Source organism: Microbacterium sp. NPDC055683, from assembly GCF_053617895.1.
In genome coordinates, this window is record NZ_JBSHGQ010000011.1 from 1 (window position 1) to 24,181 (window position 24,181).

20 protein-coding genes are annotated in these 24,181 nt (G+C 67.6%); 14 read left to right on the forward strand and 6 right to left on the reverse strand.

What is annotated here, in order from left to right; genetic code table 11:
- Nucleotides 1-190: 190 nt before the first annotated feature.
- Together ACWGPF_RS06310 and ACWGPF_RS06315 are read right to left on the reverse strand one after the other, a co-directional pair.
- On the reverse strand, nt 191-388 hold the full coding sequence (locus ACWGPF_RS06310; RefSeq protein ID WP_452332014.1) for a hypothetical protein: 198 nt from the start codon (nt 386-388) through the stop codon (nt 191-193).
- Nucleotides 389-428: 40 nt separating this feature from the next.
- Nucleotides 429-1,427, reverse strand: a complete 999-nt coding sequence (locus ACWGPF_RS06315) for an AraC-like ligand-binding domain-containing protein (protein WP_452332015.1) — start codon at nt 1,425-1,427, stop codon at nt 429-431.
- Between the two features lie 229 nt (nt 1,428-1,656).
- Between ACWGPF_RS06315 and ACWGPF_RS06320 the strand changes: the two genes are divergently transcribed.
- The gene (locus ACWGPF_RS06320) at nt 1,657-2,769 is read left to right on the forward strand and encodes a hypothetical protein (protein WP_452332016.1); all 1,113 of its coding nucleotides are present in this window, start codon (nt 1,657-1,659) and stop codon (nt 2,767-2,769) included.
- A gap of 16 nt (nt 2,770-2,785) precedes the next feature.
- On the opposite strand, the gene ACWGPF_RS06325 is transcribed toward ACWGPF_RS06320, so the two are convergent.
- Nucleotides 2,786-3,775, reverse strand: a complete 990-nt coding sequence (locus tag ACWGPF_RS06325; protein WP_452332017.1) for a helix-turn-helix domain-containing protein — start codon at nt 3,773-3,775, stop codon at nt 2,786-2,788.
- A gap of 395 nt (nt 3,776-4,170) precedes the next feature.
- Between ACWGPF_RS06325 and ACWGPF_RS06330 the strand changes: the two genes are divergently transcribed.
- The 9 genes from ACWGPF_RS06330 (at nt 4,171) to ACWGPF_RS06370 (ending at nt 15,149) form a co-directional block, all read left to right on the forward strand.
- Nucleotides 4,171-5,154: an ABC transporter permease gene (locus ACWGPF_RS06330; RefSeq protein WP_452332018.1), complete on the forward strand. Its 984-nt coding sequence runs from the start codon at nt 4,171-4,173 to the stop codon at nt 5,152-5,154.
- Entirely contained in the window at nt 5,151-6,032 is an 882-nt protein-coding gene (locus tag ACWGPF_RS06335; RefSeq protein WP_452332019.1) for an ABC transporter permease, read from the forward strand. The genes ACWGPF_RS06330 and ACWGPF_RS06335 overlap by 4 nt, the downstream gene beginning before the upstream one ends.
- Nucleotides 6,029-7,765: a dipeptide ABC transporter ATP-binding protein gene (locus ACWGPF_RS06340; protein WP_452332020.1), complete on the forward strand. Its 1,737-nt coding sequence runs from the start codon at nt 6,029-6,031 to the stop codon at nt 7,763-7,765. Before ACWGPF_RS06335 ends, ACWGPF_RS06340 begins: the two co-directional genes overlap by 4 nt.
- Nucleotides 7,766-7,817: 52 nt before the next feature.
- Entirely contained in the window at nt 7,818-9,431 is a 1,614-nt protein-coding gene (locus ACWGPF_RS06345) for an ABC transporter substrate-binding protein (protein ID WP_452332021.1), read from the forward strand.
- Nucleotides 9,428-10,753: an NtaA/DmoA family FMN-dependent monooxygenase gene (locus ACWGPF_RS06350; protein ID WP_452332022.1), complete on the forward strand. Its 1,326-nt coding sequence runs from the start codon at nt 9,428-9,430 to the stop codon at nt 10,751-10,753. Before ACWGPF_RS06345 ends, ACWGPF_RS06350 begins: the two co-directional genes overlap by 4 nt.
- Nucleotides 10,754-10,778: 25 nt before the next feature.
- Entirely contained in the window at nt 10,779-12,092 is a 1,314-nt protein-coding gene (locus tag ACWGPF_RS06355; RefSeq protein ID WP_452332023.1) for an NtaA/DmoA family FMN-dependent monooxygenase, read from the forward strand.
- Between the two features lie 123 nt (nt 12,093-12,215).
- Nucleotides 12,216-12,758 carry a VanZ family protein gene (locus tag ACWGPF_RS06360; RefSeq protein WP_452332024.1) on the forward strand — a complete coding sequence of 181 codons (543 nt, stop codon included), beginning with the start codon at nt 12,216-12,218 and terminating at the stop codon, nt 12,756-12,758.
- A 186-nt stretch (nt 12,759-12,944) separates the two neighbouring features.
- Complete coding sequence (locus ACWGPF_RS06365) at nt 12,945-13,076, forward strand: hypothetical protein (RefSeq protein WP_452332025.1); 132 nt, start codon at nt 12,945-12,947, stop codon at nt 13,074-13,076.
- Between the two features lie 363 nt (nt 13,077-13,439).
- Nucleotides 13,440-15,149, forward strand: a complete 1,710-nt coding sequence (locus ACWGPF_RS06370; protein ID WP_452332026.1) for a hypothetical protein — start codon at nt 13,440-13,442, stop codon at nt 15,147-15,149.
- Nucleotides 15,150-15,160: 11 nt separating this feature from the next.
- On the opposite strand, the gene ACWGPF_RS06375 is transcribed toward ACWGPF_RS06370, so the two are convergent.
- From ACWGPF_RS06375 to ACWGPF_RS06385, 3 genes are all read right to left on the reverse strand, one after another.
- Nucleotides 15,161-16,405, reverse strand: a complete 1,245-nt coding sequence (locus ACWGPF_RS06375) for a D-alanyl-D-alanine carboxypeptidase family protein (protein ID WP_452332027.1) — start codon at nt 16,403-16,405, stop codon at nt 15,161-15,163.
- 271 nt (nt 16,406-16,676) lie between these two features.
- The gene (locus ACWGPF_RS06380; RefSeq protein ID WP_452332028.1) at nt 16,677-17,978 is read right to left on the reverse strand and encodes a UDP-glucose dehydrogenase family protein; all 1,302 of its coding nucleotides are present in this window, start codon (nt 17,976-17,978) and stop codon (nt 16,677-16,679) included.
- Nucleotides 17,979-18,026: 48 nt separating this feature from the next.
- A complete protein-coding gene (locus tag ACWGPF_RS06385) occupies nt 18,027-19,754 on the reverse strand; it encodes a DUF4012 domain-containing protein (protein ID WP_452332029.1) in 1,728 nt (575 codons plus the stop codon).
- 376 nt (nt 19,755-20,130) lie between these two features.
- Between ACWGPF_RS06385 and ACWGPF_RS06390 the strand changes: the two genes are divergently transcribed.
- The 4 genes from ACWGPF_RS06390 to ACWGPF_RS06405 are packed head-to-tail and all read left to right on the forward strand — an operon-like array spanning nt 20,131 to nt 24,126.
- On the forward strand, nt 20,131-21,183 hold the full coding sequence (locus ACWGPF_RS06390; RefSeq protein ID WP_452332030.1) for a glycosyltransferase: 1,053 nt from the start codon (nt 20,131-20,133) through the stop codon (nt 21,181-21,183).
- A 23-nt stretch (nt 21,184-21,206) separates the two neighbouring features.
- A complete protein-coding gene (locus ACWGPF_RS06395) occupies nt 21,207-22,226 on the forward strand; it encodes a glycosyltransferase family 4 protein (protein WP_452332031.1) in 1,020 nt (339 codons plus the stop codon).
- Nucleotides 22,223-23,281, forward strand: coding sequence for a polysaccharide pyruvyl transferase family protein (locus ACWGPF_RS06400; protein ID WP_452332032.1), 1,059 nt, complete (start codon nt 22,223-22,225; stop codon nt 23,279-23,281). Before ACWGPF_RS06395 ends, ACWGPF_RS06400 begins: the two co-directional genes overlap by 4 nt.
- Nucleotides 23,278-24,126 carry a glycosyltransferase family 2 protein gene (locus tag ACWGPF_RS06405; protein WP_452332033.1) on the forward strand — a complete coding sequence of 283 codons (849 nt, stop codon included), beginning with the start codon at nt 23,278-23,280 and terminating at the stop codon, nt 24,124-24,126. Before ACWGPF_RS06400 ends, ACWGPF_RS06405 begins: the two co-directional genes overlap by 4 nt.
- Nucleotides 24,127-24,181 lie beyond the last annotated feature (55 nt).

Here is a 24,181-nt window from a genome sequence, read left to right on the forward strand (position 1 = left end):
TCGCCTGCCCCTCTTCCTCTTTCGGTCAAGCGCCGCCGTCGTCTCGATTTCACGGGACGCCGGCCGATGGCGGCCACATCACGCGTCGAAGTCCGTCGCTCGATGCGGACGAGAGGGGCGGGCGCTGCGATGGGCCGGGGAGGGCACGCAGCGCCCGCGGGTTCGGCACGGGCCCGAATCCGTTTCTGCCCTAGCGCCGGCGGTGCCGCTTCCGTCGCAGCGGCGAGAAGGTCAGCGCGACGAAGCTCATCCCAGTCGCGACGACGATGGCGGCGCCCGCCGCCGTCGCGACCTCGGGAATGAGCAGGTCCATCGCGCGCAGGGCGAGGACCGCGAGGATGATCACCGCCAGTACCGCGACGCCGATCCACGCCCACCATTCCTTCATCTCGCACTCCCTCGGTCGCGCCTGTGCTGTCGCGGCACATCTAGTCAGATCGATATGTCGAACGGTCACCGAGCGCGCGGTTTGCGGGGGAAGCCGGCATCAGATGCGGTGCGGTCAGCTCCGCTCGGTACCGCGACGGCGTGGCGCCGCGGAGCTCCTTGAAGGCTCGATAGGCGGAATCCGGCGAACCGAACCCTGCCCTGCGGGCGAGCACGGTGAACGGCTCAGTCGATGTCTGCAGGGCGCGCGAAAGCGCATCGACACGACAGCCCCGGATCACGTCGGCGAGCTTCCGGGGTTCCTCTGCGAACAGCCGGTGCAAGGTGCGGAGGGAGATGTTCAGCTGCCCTGCGATCGCTGTCGGACGCAGGTCCGGGTCTGAGTGCCGGGCGGCGATGAGAGCGTAGACCTCACGGCGGAGGTCGTCGTCGACGGACGGGGAGAGCCCCCTGCCGTGCGAGCGGATCACGGAACGGACGAGATCGACGAGGGCATGTGCGACGAGCTCTGCCTCCTCGGTGTTGTCGCGAGGAGCATGCCGCGAGAGCCCGTTCATCGCCGACACGAGTCGGCCCCGCGCGGGGGAGGGGAGGATCGGCTGGCGCGCTATCGTGTCGATTCGCCCTGCGACGATGTGCAGGAGGCGCGTGGGGACGATCAGCGTCCGGTGGCGCACCCGCGTCTCGAGGTCCAGGCGAAACGGCGCCGTCATTGCGAAGGCGACCATCTGGCCCTCGCTCAACCGGAAGTCGGCGTCGCCGCTCCGGAACCGTGCGTCGCCTTCCACGATGAGCATCACCCGGACGAGGTCCGCCGGGGAGGCTCGCAGATGCTCCCGCGTGCGCTCGATCACGCTCGGCGACATCGTCGCTTCTTCGATGGTGACCTCATCGATCGGAATGGAGACCATGGTCGCCTGGAACTCCTCGGAGCCGGCCGACACGCGCATTTCGCGGGAGAGCTGCTCCTGTCCCTTCTGGCCCGCGTAGCGGTGGACCATCCGATGACCGCGGTCGGCGGTGAGCGCGTGCGTCGCCATCCCACTCCTCGTGTCGCCGTTCTCTTCCCCACCATGAGACCGCTCCCACCGGCTGTTCCTCACGCAGGACGTGACCGCATCCGCCGTCAGGAACTTCCGCAGGTGCGGCCGGATCTGGGCGGCGCGCACGCGGGGTTTGCGTGTCGGCTCGCTCATCGGGTCACGGCGCCCGATCGTGGGCGGATGACTGAACCTGCGTTCAAGCTGGACTATCCTCGTCTCATGGACGATGCAGCACCCGCGCTCTGAGGTGACCGCCATCTCCGCTCGTCTCCACATCGACACCCGCGCTCTGACCACACCGGTCTCAGGCGCCGAGGTGCGCGCATTCGCGACGCTCGTCCGTGCGGGACTCCCGAAGCGGGTCGCGCCGAACGGGGGACTGCTGGCCGCCATCGGGGCGATGCTGCTGCTCGTGGTCCTCGTCATCAGCTGGCCGATGGTCGAGGCCTTCTCGAGCGGGCGGCTCAGCGCCGCCGACATCGGCATCCTCGCGATCGGCTTGCTCGCGCCGCTCACCGTGGTCGCGCTTTGGGTGTGGGTGACGGTGCGCCTCGTCCGGCAGGACCGGCGCCGATATCGGCTGCACCTGTTCGCCCGAGACAACGGATGGCGCTACGCACCCTGGGCGGGAGCGAGCGCGTACGCAGGCATGTACGCCGCCCCCGGCGCCGTGGTCGACGTCTTCGACCGCATCGAGATCGAGGCAGGCGACCCGATTGAGCTGGGAACATACCGGGGCAAGACGGGCTCAGGACGCAGCACGACCATCCGGCAGACGGACTACGTGCGCGTGCCGCTCGGAACGGCACTGCCGCACATCGTGCTGGATGCCCGTCTGAATGACCGCGCGTTCGGGCGCAGCAACCTGCCGCTCGAGTTCGCCGGCGGGCAGCAGCTCGTCCCTGAGGGCCCCACCGCCGATGCGTTCCGCCTGTATTGCCCCGCCGGCTACGAGGCTGACGCGCTCTACCTGTTCTCACCGGACGTGCTGGCGGTCATGCTCGATCATGCGCGTGACCTCGACGTCGAGATCCGCGACGACGCGCTGTACCTCTGCGCGCCGCGCGGCATCGTGACGACCGACCCCGACCGCTGGCGCTCCGTGCTGGCGACCGTCGAGGCGATCACGGTGAAGACCCGCCAGTGGGAGAACTGGCGCGACGAGCGGCTCGGCAGGGCGGGGTCGCCTCCGCTCGTGCGCCCGCGCGGGGTCGCGAAGGCCGGGCGGCGACTGCGGGAGCGCTCGGAGTGGTGGTGGATCGTGCTGGGCGTGATCGGCCTCGGCTACGGTCTCTGGGCCATCATGAGCGAGCTCGCCGAGTGGATCGCGTCGCTCTAGGGACGCACCGGAACGGTCAAGTCCAGGGGCTTGAGGAGTCCCGTGAGCGGAATCCGCGTCGCCGGTACTCCGCAGGCGTCATCCCCTTCTCCTCTCGGAAAGCGCGGTATGCGGAGTCATCGGATCCGAACCCGGCCTGGTGGGCGATGATCTCGAACGCGTCCTGCGTGATGAGGAGATCGCGGCCCATCGCCTCGACGCGTCGCAGGCGGATCGCGTGCGCGATCGAGCGCGGCTCATCCGCGAACAGCCGGTGCAAGTTCCGCACGCTCACGGTCAGTCGGGGTGCGATCGTGCTCGCCCGCAGATCGGGATCGTTGTACTCGCGCTCGATGATGTCGTAGACGCGGCGCCTGATGTCGTCCTCGGGGCTCGAGGACGCGATCCCGCGGCCGCGTGTGCGCACGACCGCCTGCATGAGATCGATGAGGGAGTGCGCGAGCAGCTCCGACTCCTCGGTGTTGTCGCGAGGCGAATGCTGCGGGAGCGACCGCATGATCGCGGCGAGCAGACCGAGCGAGGCGCTCGGAGGCAGCGGTTCGCGGCGGACGACGTCGATCCGTCCGGGGAGGAGGCGGAGGAGCCGAGCCGGGGCGATGAGTGTCTGGTGCCGTGCCTGCCCTTCGAAGACGATCCGGAACGTCTCGGTCGGGGCGATGGCGATCATCTGGCCGCTCTCGACGCGGAAGTCGGCATCGCCGCTCCGAAAGTGCATGGCGCCGTCGAGCACGTAGAGGAGGCGGACGAGGTCGAGCGGCAGCGCCGCGATGTGGTCGGCGGTGCGTTCGATCGATCCCCTCGACATCGTGACATCCTCGAACGCGATCTCCTCGAGGGGGACGGAAATGAGCCGGGCCGAGAAGCTCTCGGCGTCATCGCCCCACACCCGCACGCCGAGCGACATCCGGTCGATGCCCTGGGAGCCGGCGAAGCGGTACACGCTGCGCAGGCCACGGCTCGCGCCCAGCGTGATCCCTAGGAAGGGCAGGGGGCGCGTCGGGTCCACTGGCGTCTCCTCGTCGGGGGTTCGGGTTCTCTCTCCATGAGACCGGGTACCCGGGTTCCACCTCACGCAATCGACTGCCGCACCTCAGGACGTCTTTTGCCGCGAATCACGACGTATTCGCGCAACGCGCGCGGAAGGCTTGACCCGCGCGACACGTGTCGGATATTGGGATGCGCTCCCGCCCGCCGATATCGCCGTGTGACGAAAGACGGCGTCACGGACGGGAACGCCGCGACATCGCGGGCGCCCATGCCGGCGGATGACGGCCAGGCCGCGCGGGGAATCGGCCAGTCATCACGGATCGCGATGGATCCCCATCGGCGCCGCCTCTTGGACGTGGCGGGCGGACCTCTGGCGTCATGGTGCGGTCCCCGCCGTCGTCTCGAAGGTCCGCCATGTCGTCTCCGCCCCTCGTCGCCGCGCCTCCGATCCCGGCCGCGCTGCGCCGCATCCGCCCACCCGTGAGCTGGCGCTATCTGGCCTCCCGCGCCGCGACCGGGCTCCTCGCGGTGTGGGGTGCGGCGACGCTCGTGTTCTTCGCGCTGTACTCGACCAACAACCCGGCGATCCTGCTCGTGGCCCCCGACGCGCCTCCCGAGGAGATCGTCCGGCTCACGGCGCTGTACGGATTCGACCAGCCGCTCCCGGTGCAGTACGGGCGCTTTCTCGCCTCCGTGGTCGCCGGCGACTTCCCCGACTCGATCCGCTACGGCGGCGACCCGGTCGCGGTCGCCCTCGGCCGGCTCCCCGCGAGCCTCGCGCTCGGAGGGCTCAGCCTCCTGATCGGCGTCGTCGTCGGTGCCGTGATCGGCTACGTGGCCGCGACCGCGCGCTCGGCGGCGGCTCGACGCGTCCCCCTCGCCGTGGCGACCGCGCTCGACGCCATCCCGACGTTCTTCTTCGGCGTCCTCGCGATCCTCGTGTTCGCCGTGTGGCTGGGATGGGTCCCCGCGACGGCCTCGGCCGGTCCGGCGGGCATCGTCCTGCCTGCCCTGACTCTCTCGGTCGCGTTCATCCCCGCGGTCGCCCGGGTGTTCCGCACGGCGCTCGTCGACGTGCTGCAGGCCGATCACGTGCGCACGGCGCGGGCCAAGGGCCTGCCCGAGCGCGTCATCGTGCTCCGCCACGTGGTGGGAAACGCCCTCGGGACCACCCTCAACGTCGTGGGCATCCAAGCGGGCGTGCTCCTCGGCGGCGCGGTCGTCACGGAGTCGGTCTTCGGATGGCCGGGCATCGGACAGCTCTCCATCAGCGCCGTGCAGAACCTCGACTACCCGCTCGTGATCGTGTGCGTGCTCGTCATCGCGATCGGCTTCGTCGTCATCAACCTCGCGGTCGACATCGTCGCCGCCCTGCTCGAACCGAGGCTCCGCTCATGACCGTCGTCGACATCCCGCCCGCCGTCGAGGCGGTCTCTCCTGCGCAGACATCGCGTCGGCGGCTCAGCGCGTCGGGCGTGGCGGGGGCGGTCGCGCTCGCCGCGGTCGTGGCCGTCACGGTCGCCGCGCCGTGGATCGCACCCGACCCGCTCGCCCAGGACTTCACGGCCATCCTCCAGGCGCCCTCGGCGGCGCACCCGTTCGGCACCGACGAGCTCGGTCGGGACCAGCTCGCGAGGGTTCTCCACGGCGGGCGCACGGCGCTCGGCGTGACGGCGGTGGCGAGCATCATCGCCTCCGTGTTCGGCCTCGCGCTCGCCCTCGCCGGCGCCCTCCTCGGCGGATGGGTCGACGCCGTGGGCGGCCGCCTCGCCGACGTGCAGCTCGCGGTGCCGAGCATCGTGCTCGCGATCGTCATCCTGTCGTTCGTCGGCAACTCCTTCGCGCCGCTCGTGCTCGTGCTCGTGCTCGGCGCCTGGGTGCTCACCTTCCGCGTCGTGCGCGGCCATGCCCGCGCCGTCGTCGCGCAGCCGTTCATCGAAGCCGCCCGCATCTCCGGCGCCGGTCGGCTCGCCCTCGCCTGGCGGCACGTGCTCCCCAGCGTCCTGCCGCTCTTCTTCGTCGCCCTCACCCTGAGCGGATCGGCGGTGCTGCTGCTCGAGGCGAGCCTCGGGTTCCTCGGCCTGGGAGTGCAGCCGCCCGAACCCGACTGGGGCCAGATGGTCTCGTCGGGGCAGGCCAGGCTCTCGGCCGCGCCGTGGCTCTCGGTCTTCCCCGGGCTCGCGCTCATCGTCACGATCGTCGCCCTTCAGCTGCTGGGCGACGGGCTCGCCGAGCGGTTCGGGGCGGCACCACGCGAGGAGAGGGGGCGCGCATGAGCGCCGACCTGCAGACGCCCGCCCTGATCGAGAGGACGGCGGATGGCGCGGCGCGGGCCGATGCGCTCGTCGTGCGCGAGCTCGTCGTCGACCTCATCGCGCGGCGCGGACCCGTGCCGGGCGCGACGACGGGGGCGCCCGTGTCCGGCGATCCCGCCCCCGGGGGCGGACGACCGCTCGTGCGCGTGGAGAGCCTCGTCGTGCCCGCGGGCACGACGGTCGGCCTCGTGGGGGAGTCGGGCTCGGGCAAGACGCTGACGGCCCTCGCCGTGGCCGGCCTGCTGCCGTGGGGCATCGCGACCTACGGCGGTGAGGTGGAGGTCGCCGGGGCCGACGTGCGGGCGCTCCGTCCGGCGGCTTCGCGTGCCCATCGTTCCGCGCACATCGGCGTGGTCTTCCAGAACCCGACCTCCGCCCTCAACCCCCGCCTGCGGATCGCGACGCAGCTCGCGGAGGCGCTGCCCCGCGACGTGCCCCGCGCGCGACGGCGTGCCGACGCTGCCGAGCTGCTGCGGCTCGTCGGCATCGACGACGCCGACAAGACGCTGGGCGCCTTCCCCCACGAGCTGTCGGGCGGTCTCAACCAGCGCGTCGTCATCGCGATGGCGCTCGCCCGCCGCCCGTCGCTGCTCATCGCCGACGAGCCCACCACCGCCCTCGACGTCTCGGTGCAGGCGCAGGTGCTCGATCTGCTCGACGACCTGCGTCACCGGCTCGGCATCGGCATCCTGCTCGTGAGCCACGACATCGGCGTCATCGCCGACCGCACCGAGCGCGTGTACGTGATGGCAGACGGCGCCGTCGTCGAACACGGCCCCACCGAACGCGTGCTCGGGGCTCCCGAGCACCCGTACACGCAGACGCTGCTGGGCGCCGTCCCTTCGCGACTCGTCCCCTCGCGACCCGCCTCATCCGGTGACCGAGCGGCGGATGCGGATGCCGCGGAGGCGCCGCTCGTCGAGCTCGTCGACCTGCGCCGCTCGTTCACGGTGCGCGCTCCCGACGGCCGGCGGCGCCATGTCGCTCTCGACGGCGTCTCGCTCGACGTGCAGCGGGGCCAGTCGCTCGGGATCGTGGGCGAGTCGGGGTCGGGCAAGACGACGCTCGCGCGCATCGTCGTGGGGCTCGACGCTCCCGACAGCGGCGGCGTGCGGTTCGACGGAGTCGAGCCCCGCCGTCTGCGCGGCACGGCCAGGCAGCGCTGGCGACGCGATGTGCAGTACGTCTTCCAGGACCCCTACGCGTCGCTCGACCCACGCCTCACGGTCGCGCAGACGCTGCGCGAGCCGCTCGAGCTGCAGCGCCTCGGCCTCGACCGGCGCGCCGTGTCGGCGCGCATCGACGAGCTGCTCGACGACGTCGAACTGCCGCGCGGGTTCCGCGACCGCCTGCCGGCGGAGCTGTCGGGCGGACAGCGGCAGCGCGTCGGCATCGCGAGGGCGCTCGCGAGCGAGCCGCGCCTCATCGTCGCCGACGAGCCGGTCTCCGCGCTCGACCTGTCGGTGCAGGCGCGCATCCTCCGGCTGCTCGAACGGTTGCGCGCCGAACACGATCTCACCTACCTCTTCATCTCCCACGATCTGGGTGTCGTGCGGTTCCTCTGCGAAGACGTCGTCGTGCTCCGTCACGGCCGCATCGTCGAGCAGGGGCCGACCGACGACGTCCTCTCCCGGCCGCAGCACCCGTACACGCGGGCGCTCGTCGACGCCATCCCCGGGCGAGCCTTCGCCTGACCCCTTCCTCCCTACCCGACCCCTTCCGCCTTCCCGATAGAGAGCAGTCACCATGCCCGTCCCCCTGCCCCGCGCATCGCTGCGCCCGACGCTGCACCGCCTGACGCTGCGCCGCCTGTCGCGCATCGCGCTCGCCGCAGCCACCGCCGCCACGATCGCCGTCGCCGCCGCGTGCAGCTCGGTCGCGCCCGCCGACACCGACGATGCCGCGGCCGCGGCAGCCGTCGAGGTCGGCGAGGAGCTCCAGCTCACCCTCTCGCGTCAGCTCACGAGCATCCATCCGCACAAGGGCGGCTCGCCCGACAGTCAGGGCTCCGTCATCGGATCCGTGTACGAGGCGCTCACGACGATCACGCCCGACTTCGAGGTCGCTCCGGGCCTCGCGACGGAGTGGGAGCAGCTGTCCGACCTCGAATGGGAGTTCACGGTGCGCACCGACGCCGTCTTCTCCGACGGCACGCCGCTCACGACCGACACGATCGCGTGGAACTTCGGGCAGCTGCTCGACCCGGAGTACGAGGGCACATCCGGTGCCGCGCTGCGGAAGTACATCTCCTCGGTCGACGCCGTGGACGACGACACCGTGGCCTTCCACCTCTCCTCGCCCGCGATCGACCTGCCGGGGCGGCTGTGGAACGCGTACATCGTCGACCGGTCGTTCGCCGAGAGCCACGACCTCAACACCGAGGCGCTCGGGTCGGGGCCCTACCAGGTCGAGACGGTCGATCTCGAGAACGGCGTGACGCTGTCGCTCAACCCGCACTATGCGGGCGAGGCGCCCGACTTCGAGAGCGTGCACTACACGGTGCTCGCCTCCGAGGCCCAGCGGGTCGCGGCGCTGCAGGCGGGTGAGCCGCAGATCGCCCTCAACGTCGACCCGCTGAGCCTCGACCTGTTCGCCGACTCGGCCGTCTACGACACCATCCTCGGCATCGGCCCGCAGCCGCTCGTCCTCGCCATCAACGAGGAGAAGGAGGGCTCGCCGCTGCAAGACGTGCGCGTCCGCCAGGCGCTGAACTACGCGACCGACAAGGAGTCGATCATCCAGGCGCTGTTCGGCGAGTCGGTCGATCCGCTGCCCGGCCAGGTGCTCTACGAGCCGTTCCAGGAGCCGAACCCCGACGTCTCGGCGTATCCCTTCGACCTCGAGAAGGCGCAGGAGCTGCTCGACGAGGCCGGCTACGGCGACGGGTTCGAGGTCGAGGTCGACGTGCCGTCGGGCACGTACGTCGCCGCCGAGCTCGCGTCGCAGGCGATCGCCGCGCAGTGGGCGGAGGTGGGCGTCGAGCTGACGATCACGCAGACGCCGTTCCCCGCCTGGATCGAGCGGCAGTACGGCGACGCGCAGGCGGGGGCCGACCTCGTCTACATCATGTGGGGCGGGCAGTACCGCGACGGGTTCCAGCTGTTCGACCCGTTCACGACCGACCACATCCAGAGCGACGTGATCGCGCCCGAGTTCGACGCGCTCGTGCATCAGGCGCAGGCCGCCACCGACGTCGACGAGCAGCGTGCGCTGGTCGACGAGGCCGTCCAGAACTACTACGACGAGGCGCACACGATCTTCCTCTATCCGTCGCCCTTCACCGCGGTGATCTCGCGCGGCGTGACATGGGAGCCGCGGTCGGCGCGCTACCTGTACGCGCAGGAGGTGCACAGGGCATGACGCACCGGGAACCGCGTGAGCTCGTGCTGGGCATCCTCCTCAACGGGGCGGGCGCGCATCCCGGCGCCTGGCGGCGCGACGGCAGCAGGGTGGAAGAGGCGTACCGCCTCTCGCTCTACTCGGATCAGGCGCGCTGGGCGGAGGGAGCGGCGCTCCACCACCTGTTCGTGGCGGATGGTCCGACGCACGACGCCGCGCGGTTCCCCGTCCGTCCGCTCCGGTATCTCGAGGGGCTCACGCTCCTCGCGGTCCTCGCGGGGCGCACGAGCCGCATCGGGCTCATCCCGTCGCTGTCGACGACGTTCAACGCGCCGCACACGGTCGCGCGTCAGCTCGCCTCGCTCGATCATCTCTCGGATGGCCGGGCCGGGTGGAACGTCGTCACCTCCTTCGGCGGGGCCGAGCACTTCTCGGATGCGCCGCTGCCCGCGCACGCCGTGCGGTACGAGCGCGCGACGGAGTTCCTCGAGGCGGTCACGCTGCTGTGGGACGGATGGGCGGACGACGCGCTCGTGCTCGACCGGGAGACGGGGAGGTGGGGCGATCCCGATCGCGTCCGCGCGGATCGGTACGAGGGCGAGCACATCGCGCTCACGGGGCCGCTCAACCTGCCGCGGCCTCCGCAGGGCCGGCCCGTCATCGCGCAGGCAGGGTCGTCGTCGGCGGGGCGCGATCTCGCGGCGCGGTTCGCCGACGTCGTGTACACGGCGCAGCCGATCGTCGCCGAGGGGCGGGCGTTCTACGCGGACGTGAAGGCGCGCACGGCGGCGGCGGGTCGGGACCCGCGGGAGGTCCTCATCCTGCCCGGTCTCGCGCCCGTGCTCGGCGGAACGGAGGAGGAGGCCCGCCGCATCGCGGCGGAGCTGCTCGAGTACCTCGATCACGACGCGAGCCGCGGCCAGGTCGAGTTCATGCTCGGCGGGGCCGACCTGTCGGCACTGTCGCTCGACGACCGCATCCCTGAGGCGGCCATCCCCGCGCCTGACGACGTCGACCTCGTGCGCTCGCGCTACGACTTGTTCCGGCACCTGGCCCTCGTCGAGGCGCTGACCCTGCGCGAGCTGATCGAGTTCGCGGTCGCGGGCGGCGGGCACTGGGCGCCGGTCGGCGCCGTCGAGCAGGTCGCCGACCTCCTGCTCGAACGGTTCGACGGCGGCGGCGCCGACGGGTTCAACCTGCTGCCGTCGCACCTCGTCGACGGCTTCCGCCGTCTCACCGACGAGCTCGTGCCCGAGCTGCAGTCGCGCGGGCGCTACCGCACCGGCTACGCGGACGGCACCTTCCGCGACAACCTCGGCCTCGCGCGGCCCGCGCGCGTCTGACCATCCCCACACGAGAAAGCCCTCCATGACCCGTCAGCTCTTCCTCGGCGCCTACATCCTCTTCCCGAGCGGCCACTTCGCCGGCGCGTGGCGCCATCCGTACTCCGACCGCGACTTCGTGGGGCCGGGGCTCTTCCACCAGACCGCGCAGAGTCTCGAGCGCTATCTGTTCGACCTCGCGTTCATCCCCGAGACGGTGTCGTACGGCGAGGGGTTCGCCCGGCACGGCCTGTCGAACGGCATCAAGCACGACCCCGCTCAGCTCGCCGCGCAGATCGCCGCGGCGAGCACGCACCTCGGCGTCGGGGTGACGCTCTCGACGAGCTTCAACGAGCCCTACAACCTCGCGCGCACGCTGCAGTCGCTCGACGTGCTGTCGGGGGGACGGGTCGCGTGGAACATCATCCAGTCGCAGGGGGAGCGCAACTTCCGCAACTTCCCGCACGTCGCGGAGCTCGGTCGAACCGAGACGTACGACCGCGGCGACGAGGTCGTCGAGGCGGTCACGGCGCTGTGGAGGTCGTGGCAGGATGACGCGCTCGTCGCCGACAAGGAGACGGGTGTGTTCGCCGATACGAGTCGCATCACGGCGCCCGAGTACAAGGGGCGCTATGTCGAGGTGCAGGGCCCGCTCAACCTGCCGCCGTCGCCGCAGCGGCATCCCGTGCTGCTGCAGGCGGGCGACTCGCCGCGGGGGCGCGAGTTCGGGGCCCGGTGGGGCGAGGTGATCTTCGCGATCGAGCGCACGCCGGAGGAGCTGCTCGCGAAGAAGCGCGACATCCAGCAGAAGGCGGCCGCGCTCAGGCGCGATCCCGAGCGCATCCGGCTGTTCGCCGCCGTGCAGCCGATCATCGGCGAGACGACGGAGATCGCCGAGGCGCGTCGCGCACACCTGAACGAGCTCGTGACGCCGCAGGCGGGTCTCGTGTTCTTCAGCCAGTTCTCGCGTCTGGACCTGTCGGATGTCGACCCCGACGAGTCGTACCTGAAGGTGCTCGACGAGCGTGCGACGGAGGAGCAGCGGAAGAGCCGCGCGATCGCCGCGCTCGACGACCTGCTCGGGGCGCGCCGGGCGAACGCCACGATCGGAGAAGCCGCGATCGCGTTCTCGCAGAGCGAGCTGACGCCGCAGATCGTGGGGACGGGGCGGGAGGTCGCCGAGCAGCTCGCCGGGATCTTCGCCTCGGAGTCGGCGGACGGATTCCTCATCACGCCCACGCACTTCCCCGGCTCGTTCGACGAGTTCGGTCGTGCAGTCGTGCCGCACCTGCAGGACCTCGGGGTCTTCAAGCGCGCGTACGAGGGGACGACGCTGCGCGGCAATCTCGGGCTGGAGTGAACCGCGGCCCGGCGCATCCGAGGGGGTGCGCCGGGCGGGCACCCGCGATATCCTGGCGCGACACATACGCTCATCGCCGCGCGATACCGATGAGCCGCTCAGCGGCCGCACGCGGGAGGCCCGATGAGCGACACGATTCCGAGGAAGCCGCCGCCGAGCCGTGTGCGCCTCGCCTGGTCGGTGATGCTGCTCGTCGCCTACGCCTCGGTCGTGCTGCTGGCGACGATGTGGCCGACGCCCATCGATCGCGGATGGTCGGGTGCGATCGACGACCTGCTCGACATCGCGCACCGCAACGGGCTGCCGTGGTGGTTCGGGTACCGAAAGCTCGAGTTCGGCGCCAACATCGGGATGTTCGTGCCGCTCGGGTTCCTCATCGGGATGGCGCTGCCCCGACGGGCGGTCTGGGCCACGCTCCTCATCGTGCCGGCGTTCTCGATCGGGATCGAGGCGCTGCAGGGGGCGCTCCTCGCCGAGCGCTTCGCGAGCCCGCTCGACGTCGTGGCGAACACGATGGGCGGATGGATCGGCTTCGCGGCGCTCGGCGTCGTGCGCGGAGCCATCACCTCGCGCGACGAGAGGCTCATCGCGCGCGCGATCTGGGACCACGAGGCGCGCCGTCGGGCGAGCGCGGAGGGTCTGCGGGTGCGCGCGGGGGTGCGCTGAGGCGGGGGCTCCTGTCTGGCTCGCGACCAGATCGCGTCGCCGTAGAGTCGAGAGCCTGGATGCCTTCAACGTCGTCTCGCTCGCGCTCGGGATTGCAGTCGTCGCCGTCTCGATGACGATGCTCATGATGAAGCGTCAGCCGCGCTCAGCGGCGAGCCTGCTCCTGGGGGGCTCTCGACGACGAGCGTGAAGATCTCGCAGATCCTGGAGAACGGCGCCTCGCTGTTCCTGTCGATCGCTGCTTCGGTGCTGGGCGCCGCGGGCCTCGTGCTCGTCATCACAGGTCTCGTGAAGAAGCCCGTGACGAGCTCCGAGTAGGTCGCCGGGCGACGACGGCCGGCAGCACGGGAGCGGGGCGCTAGGCGGTATTTACACTCGACGTCAGATCTATTCTGATATTCATATGCACATTTCGTCCGCAAGCTTCCCGTACAGGCGTGGCGGGGGATCTCGACACCCCTGCGAGATCTCTTGATGAGATCCGCAAGGCATAATTCTGTATGCGTAAATAGTCTCGACGTCGTCGACTTCGCCACAACGAAATGCCCATTGAGCTGTAACGAGCTCCTATATCTCCCCACGCGGAAAGCGCGCGGTCGTGGTGGGTCCTTGCGGCATGCGCAGTCGTCGGCCATACAGCATCTTGATGCGCTCCGACCAGCGGTCGTATAGGCTCCAGCCATGAACCAGGTCGGACGCAGATCCCTACTGAGCGGCGCTTTCGGACTGACTGTCGGGACTGCTCTCGGTAACGCGAGCGACGAACGATCTTCAGCGGCGTCGGTTGAAGATCCGCATCTGCACGAAATCGCGGATGTGTTGGGACTTGACGAGATTCTCTCCGGACACGACGCCGCGCTCGAGGACATCAGAGATCGACTCGCCTTGCTGGACGATAGTTCTCCCTCATTCATACGCGTCCGTGGTGACGGGATCGATCCAACCGGCGCTGCCGATTCGACTGAGGGATTGAAGGCGCTCTTTTCCGCTCATGAGGACGGCAGCGTTTTCGTCGCTGATCCTGGCGCTACCTTCACCGTCAGTGACCGAATCGATCTCGGCGCGAGGGACTGGGTGAAGGGTGTACATCTTAGAGGTGGCACATATGAGTGGGTTTCCGGCATGGAATCGAAGCCTGCCCTGGTGATTGGGGCTGATCGTTCCTCGGTGGAGGGCGTAACACTGATCAATCGGTCCACACCCTCTGCTGAGACTGGTCGAAATGTCGCTGTTCTCATCAATGCCAATTCGAGCCGAGTGGTCAATAATCATGTGCAGAACTTTGGTAACGGAATTCTCGTCGCGTCCCAATCACAGTGGTGTAATCATATAATAGCTCATAATCTGATTGAAGACGTTTGGGGTGTAGGGCAGGAAAATAAGGGGTATGGGATTGCATTTTGGGGTGCACAGGGGGTCATCTCGGAGAATATAATCATCGCGAAGGATGGGACGGATTGCCTCCTGGGTATACACCTCGAGTACCTTCAAGGTGTAGAGAATAAGCCGTTTCCAACTCCGCTCCCATATGCTCAGATCACTGTGAGTGGGAACATCATTCTCGGCAGGGGTAGTGGCATGTTCAGGCGGGGTATCACTGCAGAGAATCTGCGTGGTGTTGTCGTTACGGGAAACTCTGTCGCGAGCACTAATTGGTGGGCAATCGGCTTTGCCATGCAGTGTCATTCTTGCGTCGCTGTCGGAAATACAATACTCTGGACGCGAACTTCGAGTCATAATCAGGGATCAAATTGGGAGCCGACTCGCGCTCCGCTCTGTTTTCAGGGTGGCGTCTATGCATGCACGTTCGCGAATAATTCCGTCCTCATGTATGGAGGGACGGCCGCGGATGCAATCGTTGCATGTAGGGAGATAGTCTCGTCAGCCGAGAATCACCGGCCGACTCGCTGCATCGTTGACGGCGTGACGGTGGCGGGTATACCTGGGCAGTCGCCGGCGCCGGTGATTACTCATGTTCTTCACCTATTGCAAGCGGTCGATCTCACGGTGAAGAATGTCAAGTCGCGTTTTCACTCTCGCGGCGCGTATCTTTGGCAGTGTGATCGCGTCACGATCGACAGTTGCGATCTCAGCTCGTATAATACGGGGTCGCGAGAGTCAGCCGTTCACGTTCTCAACTCGGGTGACTCGCGGCATACGATCACGAATAACCGGCTCGGGGGGAGCGGGGTCACGAATGGCGTGCATGCGCCCAGCACCCGAGGGATGCAAATTATTGGTAACCGGTTCGAGTCGGTTGTAGTAGGGATTTCCGGCGCATCCATGACCAATAGTCTGATCGGGATGAATATATTCCACGACGTTACGACGGCTGTTGTTGGAACGGCGGGGACTACGCTTGAGGTGAGCAATCTCAGCTACTCCGGATAATTCGGTGGCGTTCAGGGATAGTCAGGGGCAGCAGACAGCCCGAAGAACGCCTCAAGCGAGTGGTAGCCGCCGTCGTGATAGACCCGGGCCAGATCCACGCCGATGTAACGCAGGTGCCAGGGCTCGGGGTTGTAGCCCGTCGTGCCGGTCTGACCCGACTCGTAGCGGACGATCCAGCCGTACTTCCAGGAGTTGTCGCGCACCCAGGTCTCCTGAGCGGTGCCGGCGAAGGAGTAGAGCGACCCGCAGCCGTTCGTTCCGCAGGCGACGACGTCGGCGGCGAGGCCGAGCTGATGCTCGCTGTGGCCCGGGCGCGCGGCGAGACGCTCACCCTCGACCTGGCCGAGCAGCGCGACCTGGTTGCGGTGGATGGCCGCCTGCGTCGCATAGGAGCGATAGCCGCTCGTGAGCGCGATTCGTCCCGCCCCGCTGTTCGCGACGTCGCGCTGCAGCTGCTCGAAGGAGCCGATCGCGTCCGAGCGGATGCCGCCGTCGACGAGCGAGGACGAGGGCACCGTGAGCGACGGCGGTGTGTAGCTGAGCGGCGAGATCGCGCGCTGCTTGTTGACGACGACCCAGGGGAGTGCCGGGTCGTCCAACGGCAGGCAGTCGGCGCGGCCGGCGGCGATGGCATCGCGGAGAGCGCCCGCGCCTCCGAAGAGCTGGGTGATGCGCCCGGCGTTCTTCGCGGCAAGGGCAGCCGGAAGCTCCGGAGACTGGCAGCCGACGCGGGGTGCGGCGGCTCCCGTGATCGGTGCGGAGCCGGCGCCTGAGGTCGGGGCGTACATGGCCACGCCCTCGTAGTTCCAGTTCGGGTCGTTGTCGCGGAGGTTCTGCGCTTCCGAGGCGTTCGCGGTGTAGAAGTGCTTGTGGAACGAAGGGCTCCAGAAGCGGTGGACGGCGGTCGTCCCGGCGCTCTGATCCTGGGCGGAGCAGAAGCGGACTCCTTCATAGCTCCAGTTGGAGTCTGTGCTGCGCACGCGCTCGACCTCGGTCGCGCTCATCGTGTAGAAGTGCGACGTGTAGGTCGACGACCAGAACCGGTGGACGGGCGACGTGCCGGCGGGGCACCTGCCCGACTCGACCGGCCACACTCGGAAGTCGGTTCCCTCGTACGCCCAGTTGCCGTCCTTCGTGTGGAGGTTCTGCGCTTCGGAGTGGTCGAGCGTGTAGAAGTGGGCGTTGTCGTAGCCCTGGCTCCAGAACCGGTAGATGGGCCGGCTGTCGTCGGGATCAGGTGCGGAACTCGCCGCCACAGCGGAGGGCACCGGCGTGATCGGGGCGGTAGCAGTGAGGCCGCCGATCGCGAGTGCGGTTGCGAGGACCGCGACCCACCGATGCGTCCGCGACCAGCGTCGTGCGCTCGAACCCGTCATCGTGCTGCTCGCCATGCGTCGATCCCCCCGGAAGTCACCGTCTCGATGCTAGCGGGGCGGTGGTGAGTCGCCGCAAGAGACGGGGAGAGGAGCCCCAGGGCTCCGCACTTCGAGCGGCAGGGAGGAGGGGGCGATGTAGGCCAGCTCCCGCTCAGCGTCCCATGCCGTGGTAGGTCCAGCCGGCGTTCTGCCAGGTGGTGGGGGTGAGGGTGTTGCGGCCGTCGATGATGACGGGGCGGGCGACCTTGGTGCGGGTGAGGGTGGGGTCGAGGTCGCGGAATTGTGCCCATTCGGTGACGATGACGATGGTTTCGGCGTCTTGGAGGGCGTGGTCGAGGGTGTCGGCGTAGTGGAGTTGGGGGTGGGCTTTGCGGGCGTTGGGGATGGCTTCGGGGTCGTAGGCGATGACGTCGGCTCCGAGGCCTTTGAGGCGGACGGCGACGTCGAGGGCGGGGGAGTCGCGGGTGTCGTCGCTGTCGGGTTTGAACGCGAGGCCGAGGACGGCGACGCGGTGGCCGTTGATGTGGTCGTCGAAGCTGTTCACGGTGAGGTCGACGACTCTCTGGCGGCGGCGGAGGTTGATCTCGTCGACGTGCTTGAGGAACGCGACGGATTCGCCTTTGCCGAGTTCTTCGGCGCGGGCGGTGAACGCGCGGATGTCTTTGGGGAGGCAGCCGCCGCCGAAGCCGACGCCGGCGTTGAGGAAGCGGCGTCCGATGCGGTTGTCGTGTCCGATGGCGTCGGCGAGCTGGGTGACGTCGGCGCCGACGGTCTCGGCGATCTCGGCCATCGCGTTGATGAAGCTGATCTTCGTGGCGAGGAAGCTGTTGGCGGCGACCTTGACGAGCTCGGCGGTGGCGTAGTCGGTCACGATCCGCGGTGTCCCGGTGGTCAGCGCGGTGGCGTACACGGCGTCGAGGGTCGCGGTGTCGGTGTCGGCGGTGTCGGGGTGGACACCGTACACGAGCCGGTCGGGTTCGACGGTGTCTTTCACGGCGAACCCTTCGCGGAGGAACTCGGGGTTCCACGCCAGGTGCGCACCGGTGGGCGCGACGAGGTCGGCGAGACGGCCCGCGGTGCCGACGGGGACGGTCGACTTCCCCACGACGAGCGCGCCGGGGCGCAGGTGGGGGAGGAGGTTGTGCACGGAGGAGTCGACGTAGGTCAGGTCAGCGCCCGTGCCGTCCTTGCGCTGCGGGGTGCCGACGGCGATGAAGTGGACCTCCGCGTCCGCGGCCGCGGCGATGTCGGTCGTGAACGACAACCGCCCCGACGCGAGAGCATCGGCGAGGATCTCGGGCAGCCCGGGCTCGAAGAACGGCGCCTCACCCGCGGACAGCTTCCCGATCTTCCCCGGGTCCACATCGATACCCACGACCTCGTGCCCCAACGACGCCATCGCCGCCGCGTGCACCGCACCCAGATACCCGCACCCCACCACACTCAACTTCATCGCGACTGACTCTCCCTTGATTGGCTTTGTCTGGTCCATGACCCCTGGTCAGTCGCAACCGGATGCCGCGTCTAGCTCCACCGGCACTGCATTCACGAGTGGAGTGTGAACGACATCGAGGGGGCCATAGTCTTCACCCTCGGAACCGGTGAAGACGATCTCGAACGTGTGCGACGTCTCGGGCTCATTCTGAACTCGAATTCGAACGGCCGGTCTTCCCTGGTCGGTCGTACCGGCGTCGGGCTGAATCTCAACACCGTCGACCTTCGCAGAGGTCCAGGTCGCACCCACGGGTCCATAGAAGACCACGTCGGTCGCCTTCACGCCCTTGGGGAAGAAGACGCCCGTGGAGATGTACTCGGGGAGCGTTGCGACGTCCGAGTTCTTCAGCGTGTAGTTGTAGGTTGCCGTCGTCGTGAACGTCGGAGCCGTGGTTTCCGAGCACCCCTGCACGGCAGCGTTGACGCTCAGATCGGCGTAATAGTCGAGCTTGCCTTCGGTTGTGTCGTTGATGAACACTCCGACCGCCGTCGAGTCGAGGTTCGAAGCCGGAAGCGGGCCGTTGAGAGTTGTGCCCTCGACCACCTGTGCCTCGACAGGGTCACTCGACGCATAGAGAATCCGACCTTCGCCAGATGCCTTGCCGATCGCCTGAGCAAGCTGAATAATATCCGCAGAGCCGCCCGTGATCTGGGAGAATACTCCTCCGGCCGCTGCCGCGAAGAATGCATCCTGCGCGGCTCGGTCGACAGCATTGTTGTTCGGGTACTTGAAATAGACGCCGTTGAGCAAAGTGGCTGCGGCGTTATCCGCATTGAGAGTGGTTCCATCCGGCAGGTCGATCCCGCCGGTCGCTTCGAGGATGTATCCGAGCGCGACAGGGTCGATGGAAAGAACACCGACTCCGGGATCGCCGAAGCTCTCCTGCCAGAACGCACGGACGAGGCTCGCGGTCTGTCGGAAGTCCGGACTCATCGTCGTGTCTTGAATCCAGCGCCCCACGCGGTCGCCGTAGAGGAACTCGGTGTACTCATTCAGAGTCGTCACCGGAGTGTCTCGGCCGTTGTTGAAGTCGGCGGACGAGGCCTGCTGAGTGATGGCGAGGCGGCCCTGATCGGCCGTCAGCATCATGACGGACGCAGGATTCCCTCCCGTCGTCCGCGCCTCCGCGTTGTTCTGGACGAGGACAAGGTAGCTTCGAGGACCATCTGCGCCGAGCATCGTCGGAAGGTGCGGCATCAGCGTGTCGATGCGGTTCAGCGTGGGCCAGAGCGTCGCCACGGCGCCCGTAAGCTGACCGACTGCGTCAGCAACAGGCCCAAGGAGTGTGCTCTCGTCGATCGCGGAGAGGTCGATCTGAACCTCTTCGGTCGCGACAGCTGCTTGCGAGACGGGGTCAGCCAACGATCTGACGGCTTCGAGGTCGATCGCGCCATCCACGGGACTCAGAGCGGCGATATCCACCGCCGCGAATGGCCTCAAAGCTCCCGTCACAAGATCGTCTGCCGCAGCTGCGGCCAGGCGCACTGACTGGATGTCATCGCCGATGCCCGGAATCCATTCGACACCCCGCCAGAGGAGGTGGTCTGTGCTGGTACGAGCGACTCCCGTCTTCTCGGCCACCTCATCGACCGCGCTCTGTGCTCCAGCACTGTCACCCGCCCCGACCTTGGCTTGGATGTCCGAGGCCAGCGGGATGACATCGCGAAGCGCGTTGTACGCGTTATAGGCGCTCAGCCCGAGGACGATCGCCCAGCCGAGTAGAAGCGCTGGCACGCCCCATCCGATCCAGCGTCGAATGAGGCGTCGACGACGCTGCCTCCGAGCGCTCTCATCGGATTCAGTTGAGATCCGAGGCTCGTTTCTCCTGCGGGCGCTCATATCTGTCGGGACTCCTGCCTGCGGCGCGGGCGACCGCGTGCATGCACGTCAGGTCAGCCGTCACGTCGGACTCTGTCTGCCCAGCATAGTTCCGAGGCTGGCGAGAACCCGTGAAGCTCGCGATCCTCGAGACTCGCGCATGCGCGAGGGCCTGATGCGACCGCGCGACACGGGCAGATGTCCACCAGGTCGTTCCCCAGTCGCGTTTGCTAGCGTGTCCCCACGTGGTGGGGGAAAATCTCGGCCCGCGATTAGGAGTTGGTGGGTCCACGTGACGGCGAAGAAGGTTCTGCACGTCACCCAGGTGTACGCGGGGGGGATCAGCAGGGCGATCGCGTCGTTGATCGAACTGGCGCCGGACGTTGAGCATCATCTGCTCTGGGCCGGCAACGAAGTACCCGATCCGACTCTTCCTTTCGCAAGCGTTCACGAGATGCCGCAATCGCCGAAGTCCATACTGGCAGCGATTCAGCGGGTGACCGCCGTCGTGAACGAGGTCAAGCCGGATATCGTTCACGCTCATTCGAGCTTCGGAGGCGTCTACACCCGACTCGCTCGAATCGAGGCGCCGATTCTCTACGAACCCCATTGCTACAAGTTCGACGACCGTCACCAGCCTGCGGTGCTGCGATCTATCTACCGATTGGCTGAACGCGTGCTCGCCCGACGGTCGACGCGTACGGTCGTTCTCTCTCCACACGAAGACGATCTGGCGAAGTCGCTCGATCCGAACGCTCAGACGACCTTCCTGCCGAACGTCGCGACCGTTGAACCGTCGCGCGAGCACCCGGCGACACGCTTCGAGACGGCCCGTACCGTCTTCATGATCGGCCGCGTCACGGCGCAAAAGGACCCCGCATACTTCGCCGAAGTCGCGAAGCTCGTGCGTGCGCAGTCGCCGGATGTTCGTTTCCAGTGGCTCGGCGATGTGGATGGTGAGCCCGATTCGAAGATCGAGCGGATGCTCGGCGAACTGCGAGCGGCGGGCGTTGAGATCCTCGGATGGCTCAACGGAAATCAATTGGCGGCAGCTCTCTCCCGACCCGGCGTGTACTTTCACTCGGCACGCTACGAAGGGTTTCCACTGAGCGTCCTCGATGCCGCCGCGTTCGAGCATCCGATCGCTGTGCGATCGATCCCGCCCTTCGATGGCATGGGGATCCCAGAGGCCAAGACCCCCACGGCAGCGGCTCAGTTGATCCTCGATATCCTCGAGCGAGGGCCTGCATACGAGCAGGCTGTCGCTGCGGCGAAGCACCTTAATGAGACCATGAACCGCACGGCCCAGCGAGACGCTCTACGCGCGCTGTACGCCTCGGTCTGAGGGAGACGCTTATGCGAGTGCTCATGCCGAGCCGCATCCTCGATCGCCATACAGGCGGCAATACGACCTACGCTCGCCATATCGCAGATGGGTTGGCACAGCGGGGAATCGAGGTCGGACGCATCGCGGCTCACCCTCATCCAGTGCTGACCATGGCACAGGAGACTTGGACGGGAATTCAACGCGGTGCCGCAGGAGACATCCTGCATTACGTGGCAGACACCGGCCCGCTTCTGAGAGCGAAGCGCCCCTCGGTGGTCACTGTGCACGGCGTCGCCAGCAGATGGATCAGCGTCGCACGCAACGCCCGTCAGGAGAAGGTCTGGCGCACTCGTGTCCAGAAGGCGATCGACTCCACCGACCACGTCATCACCGTCTCGAACTCGAGCGCGGCCGACATTCGTGAAGTCTTCGGTGTCAGGACGGATCGACTGACGGTCATCGAGCACGGCATTGATCTCGCGCGCTTCTCGAATCCTGTCCAGCTCTCCGCAGAGATACGGGCAAAGCTGCCCGGACACTTCGCGCTCTATCTGGGGAACATCGAACCGCGGAAGAACCTTCGCGCCCTGGTGCAGGCCTTCGCAACGCCGAGCGTCCGTTCTCTGGGCATCAAACTGGTGATCGCGGGCAAACCCGCGTGGAACGCGGACGAGTCGCTCGCGGTGATCGATTCATCGCCAGACGTCGTGCGTCTCGGCTTCGTCTCGGATGAGGACCGAACAGCTCTCATGCAAGCATGCGAGGTGTTCGCCTTTCCGAGCCTTTACGAAGGGTTCGGGTTTCCCGTCGTTGAGGCGCTCGCGGCCGGCGCTGTGGTCATCACCTCAGATCGGGGCTCGCTCGCCGAAGTTGCAGGGCCGTCGCTGCGCTTCGACGACGCCGACGATGTCGACGCCATCGCGGCGGGGGTCGTGCGTGCGGTGACTGACGAGGAGGCGCGCGAACAGTGCCGTGCGGAGGGGAAGGCCTGGGCTTCGAAGTACACGTGGGAAGCCAGCGTCCAGAAGCACATCGAGGTCTACAAGGAGGTCCTCCGATGACCGTTCGCGTACTGGTGCTCCACGGATACTCTGCCGAGAACGCTGGTGACGGCCTGCTTGTGAGGGAGACCCTCGATCTCATCGAGGACGCGCTGGGGGCAGACACCGACATCACCCTCTTGGCTTCGCGCCCGGAGACCTTCACGGATCTCCGGGTTCGTGCGCTCCCGACAGTCCCCACGAAGCGCGGGTGGAATGTGGAGACCCGCGCCGTGCTCCGAGAAATCGATGACTATGATCTCGTCGTCGCGGTCGGTGGCGGATATCTCCGAGCTGGAACTATCGTCGAGACCCTGAAGACAGCGCTGGTGCATGCGCCTCAGCTGCGAGCGGCCGCCCGGACGACCGCTCCGACGATCTATCTGCCGCAGAGCATCGGGCCCGCGCGTTTTGGGACGCGCACGTGGCTGCGGCGCACGCTCCGTCGGATCGACACCGTGATGGCACGCGACGATCGGACGGTCGCGGAGGTCGGTGGTCCGAGCGTCGAAAGGCGACCAGACCTCGCGACAGCAGCTGTCGTGCGAGGTCGTCAGCTCGGTATGGCTGTGGATCCCGTTCCAGTGCTGTCGATTCGAGCCGTCCACGGAAAGATCAACCCCGACATCTACCACCTTGCTGAGCGACTGTCTCCGTACGATGGCTACGTTCAGAGCACGGTGGGGGGCAACGACGATCGTCCCGCTGCGGCTACGTTGGCCCCGCGCCAGACCGTCGAGCGAAGCGAGCTCATGTCAGCGGGAGCTCGCCCCCGAGTCGTCGTCGCGGTTCGATTGCATGCCGCACTGATGGCGCTTGCAGCCGGGCATTACGTCGTCCACTTGGCGTATGAGCGCAAGGGGTTCGGCGCCTTCGGTGACCTCGGGATCAGTCCATGGGTGCATACGGTGAATCACTTCCATGTGGAGACGGTAGCGGCGCAGACCCGCGCGCTCCTCGAGGATCCAGCCGTTCGCGCAGACTATGACGCGCGCATCCTGCGTGCGAAAGACAGCATCGCGGAGTCACGAGCGAAGATCGTCTCCGAGATCGCCGTTCGTGGGGCGACGGCATGACCGACGCGGGTGGGAGCTACGCCGTAGTCATCCCTGCATTCGACGCAGAAGCGACGATTCGACGCGCGATCACCTCTGCTTTTGGCGCTGGCGCACATCGCGTCATCGTCGTTGACGACGGTTCATCGGACGGCACAGCCGATGCGGCTCGTCGGGCTGGGGCGGAGGTGGTGGAGCAGGAGAACTCCGGAGCATCGGCAGCGAGGTCAGCGGGTGCTGACCTCGTCCGCGAGGAGTACGTCACGTTCCTCGACGCGGATGACGAGGTCATTGCGGCCGGCGTGCGACGCTCGATCGAACTACTCTCCGCAGACCCGCGGCTCGCCGTGGCCGCGGGACGTGTGATCGGCTTCGTCGGCGATGGCGAGGGATCACTTCTCCCTCAGACGTACACCGATGTGACCACCGAGACTCTACTCACGGTCGGCTACGGTCCTTGGCCACCGGGGGCCGCTGTCTTGCGCACGCGCGCACTGCGCGTCTCTAGCTCACTTGATCCCGCCGCGCTGCGTCCTCGCTATGCAGAAGACTATGAGCTTCTCATTCGGCTGAGTCTCGCCGGAGAGATCGTGCGCCACGACCTTCCTTCCATGCGCTATGAAATGGCCGGCGGAAAGTCCGCGCGTTCCGCCATATCTGCACTTCGCGCGAAGGAAGCGATTCGGGCGCATTACGCGGATTCTCTCGGGATCAAGATCGAGATGATGCGACCGATGCGCATGCGCGCCGCGGCGAACAAGCGGGTGGCGCGTGCCCGCGGGCTCGCTGGCGACTCTGTCGGTTCTGCTCGCGCGATGGCCGTGGCGTACGTACAGGGCCTTTTGTCGCTGATCGTCAGCAGGTAATCGCTGCGCTTCTCCTGTACAAGGCGCCATGGTCGTGTCTCGCTAGAGGTCGACG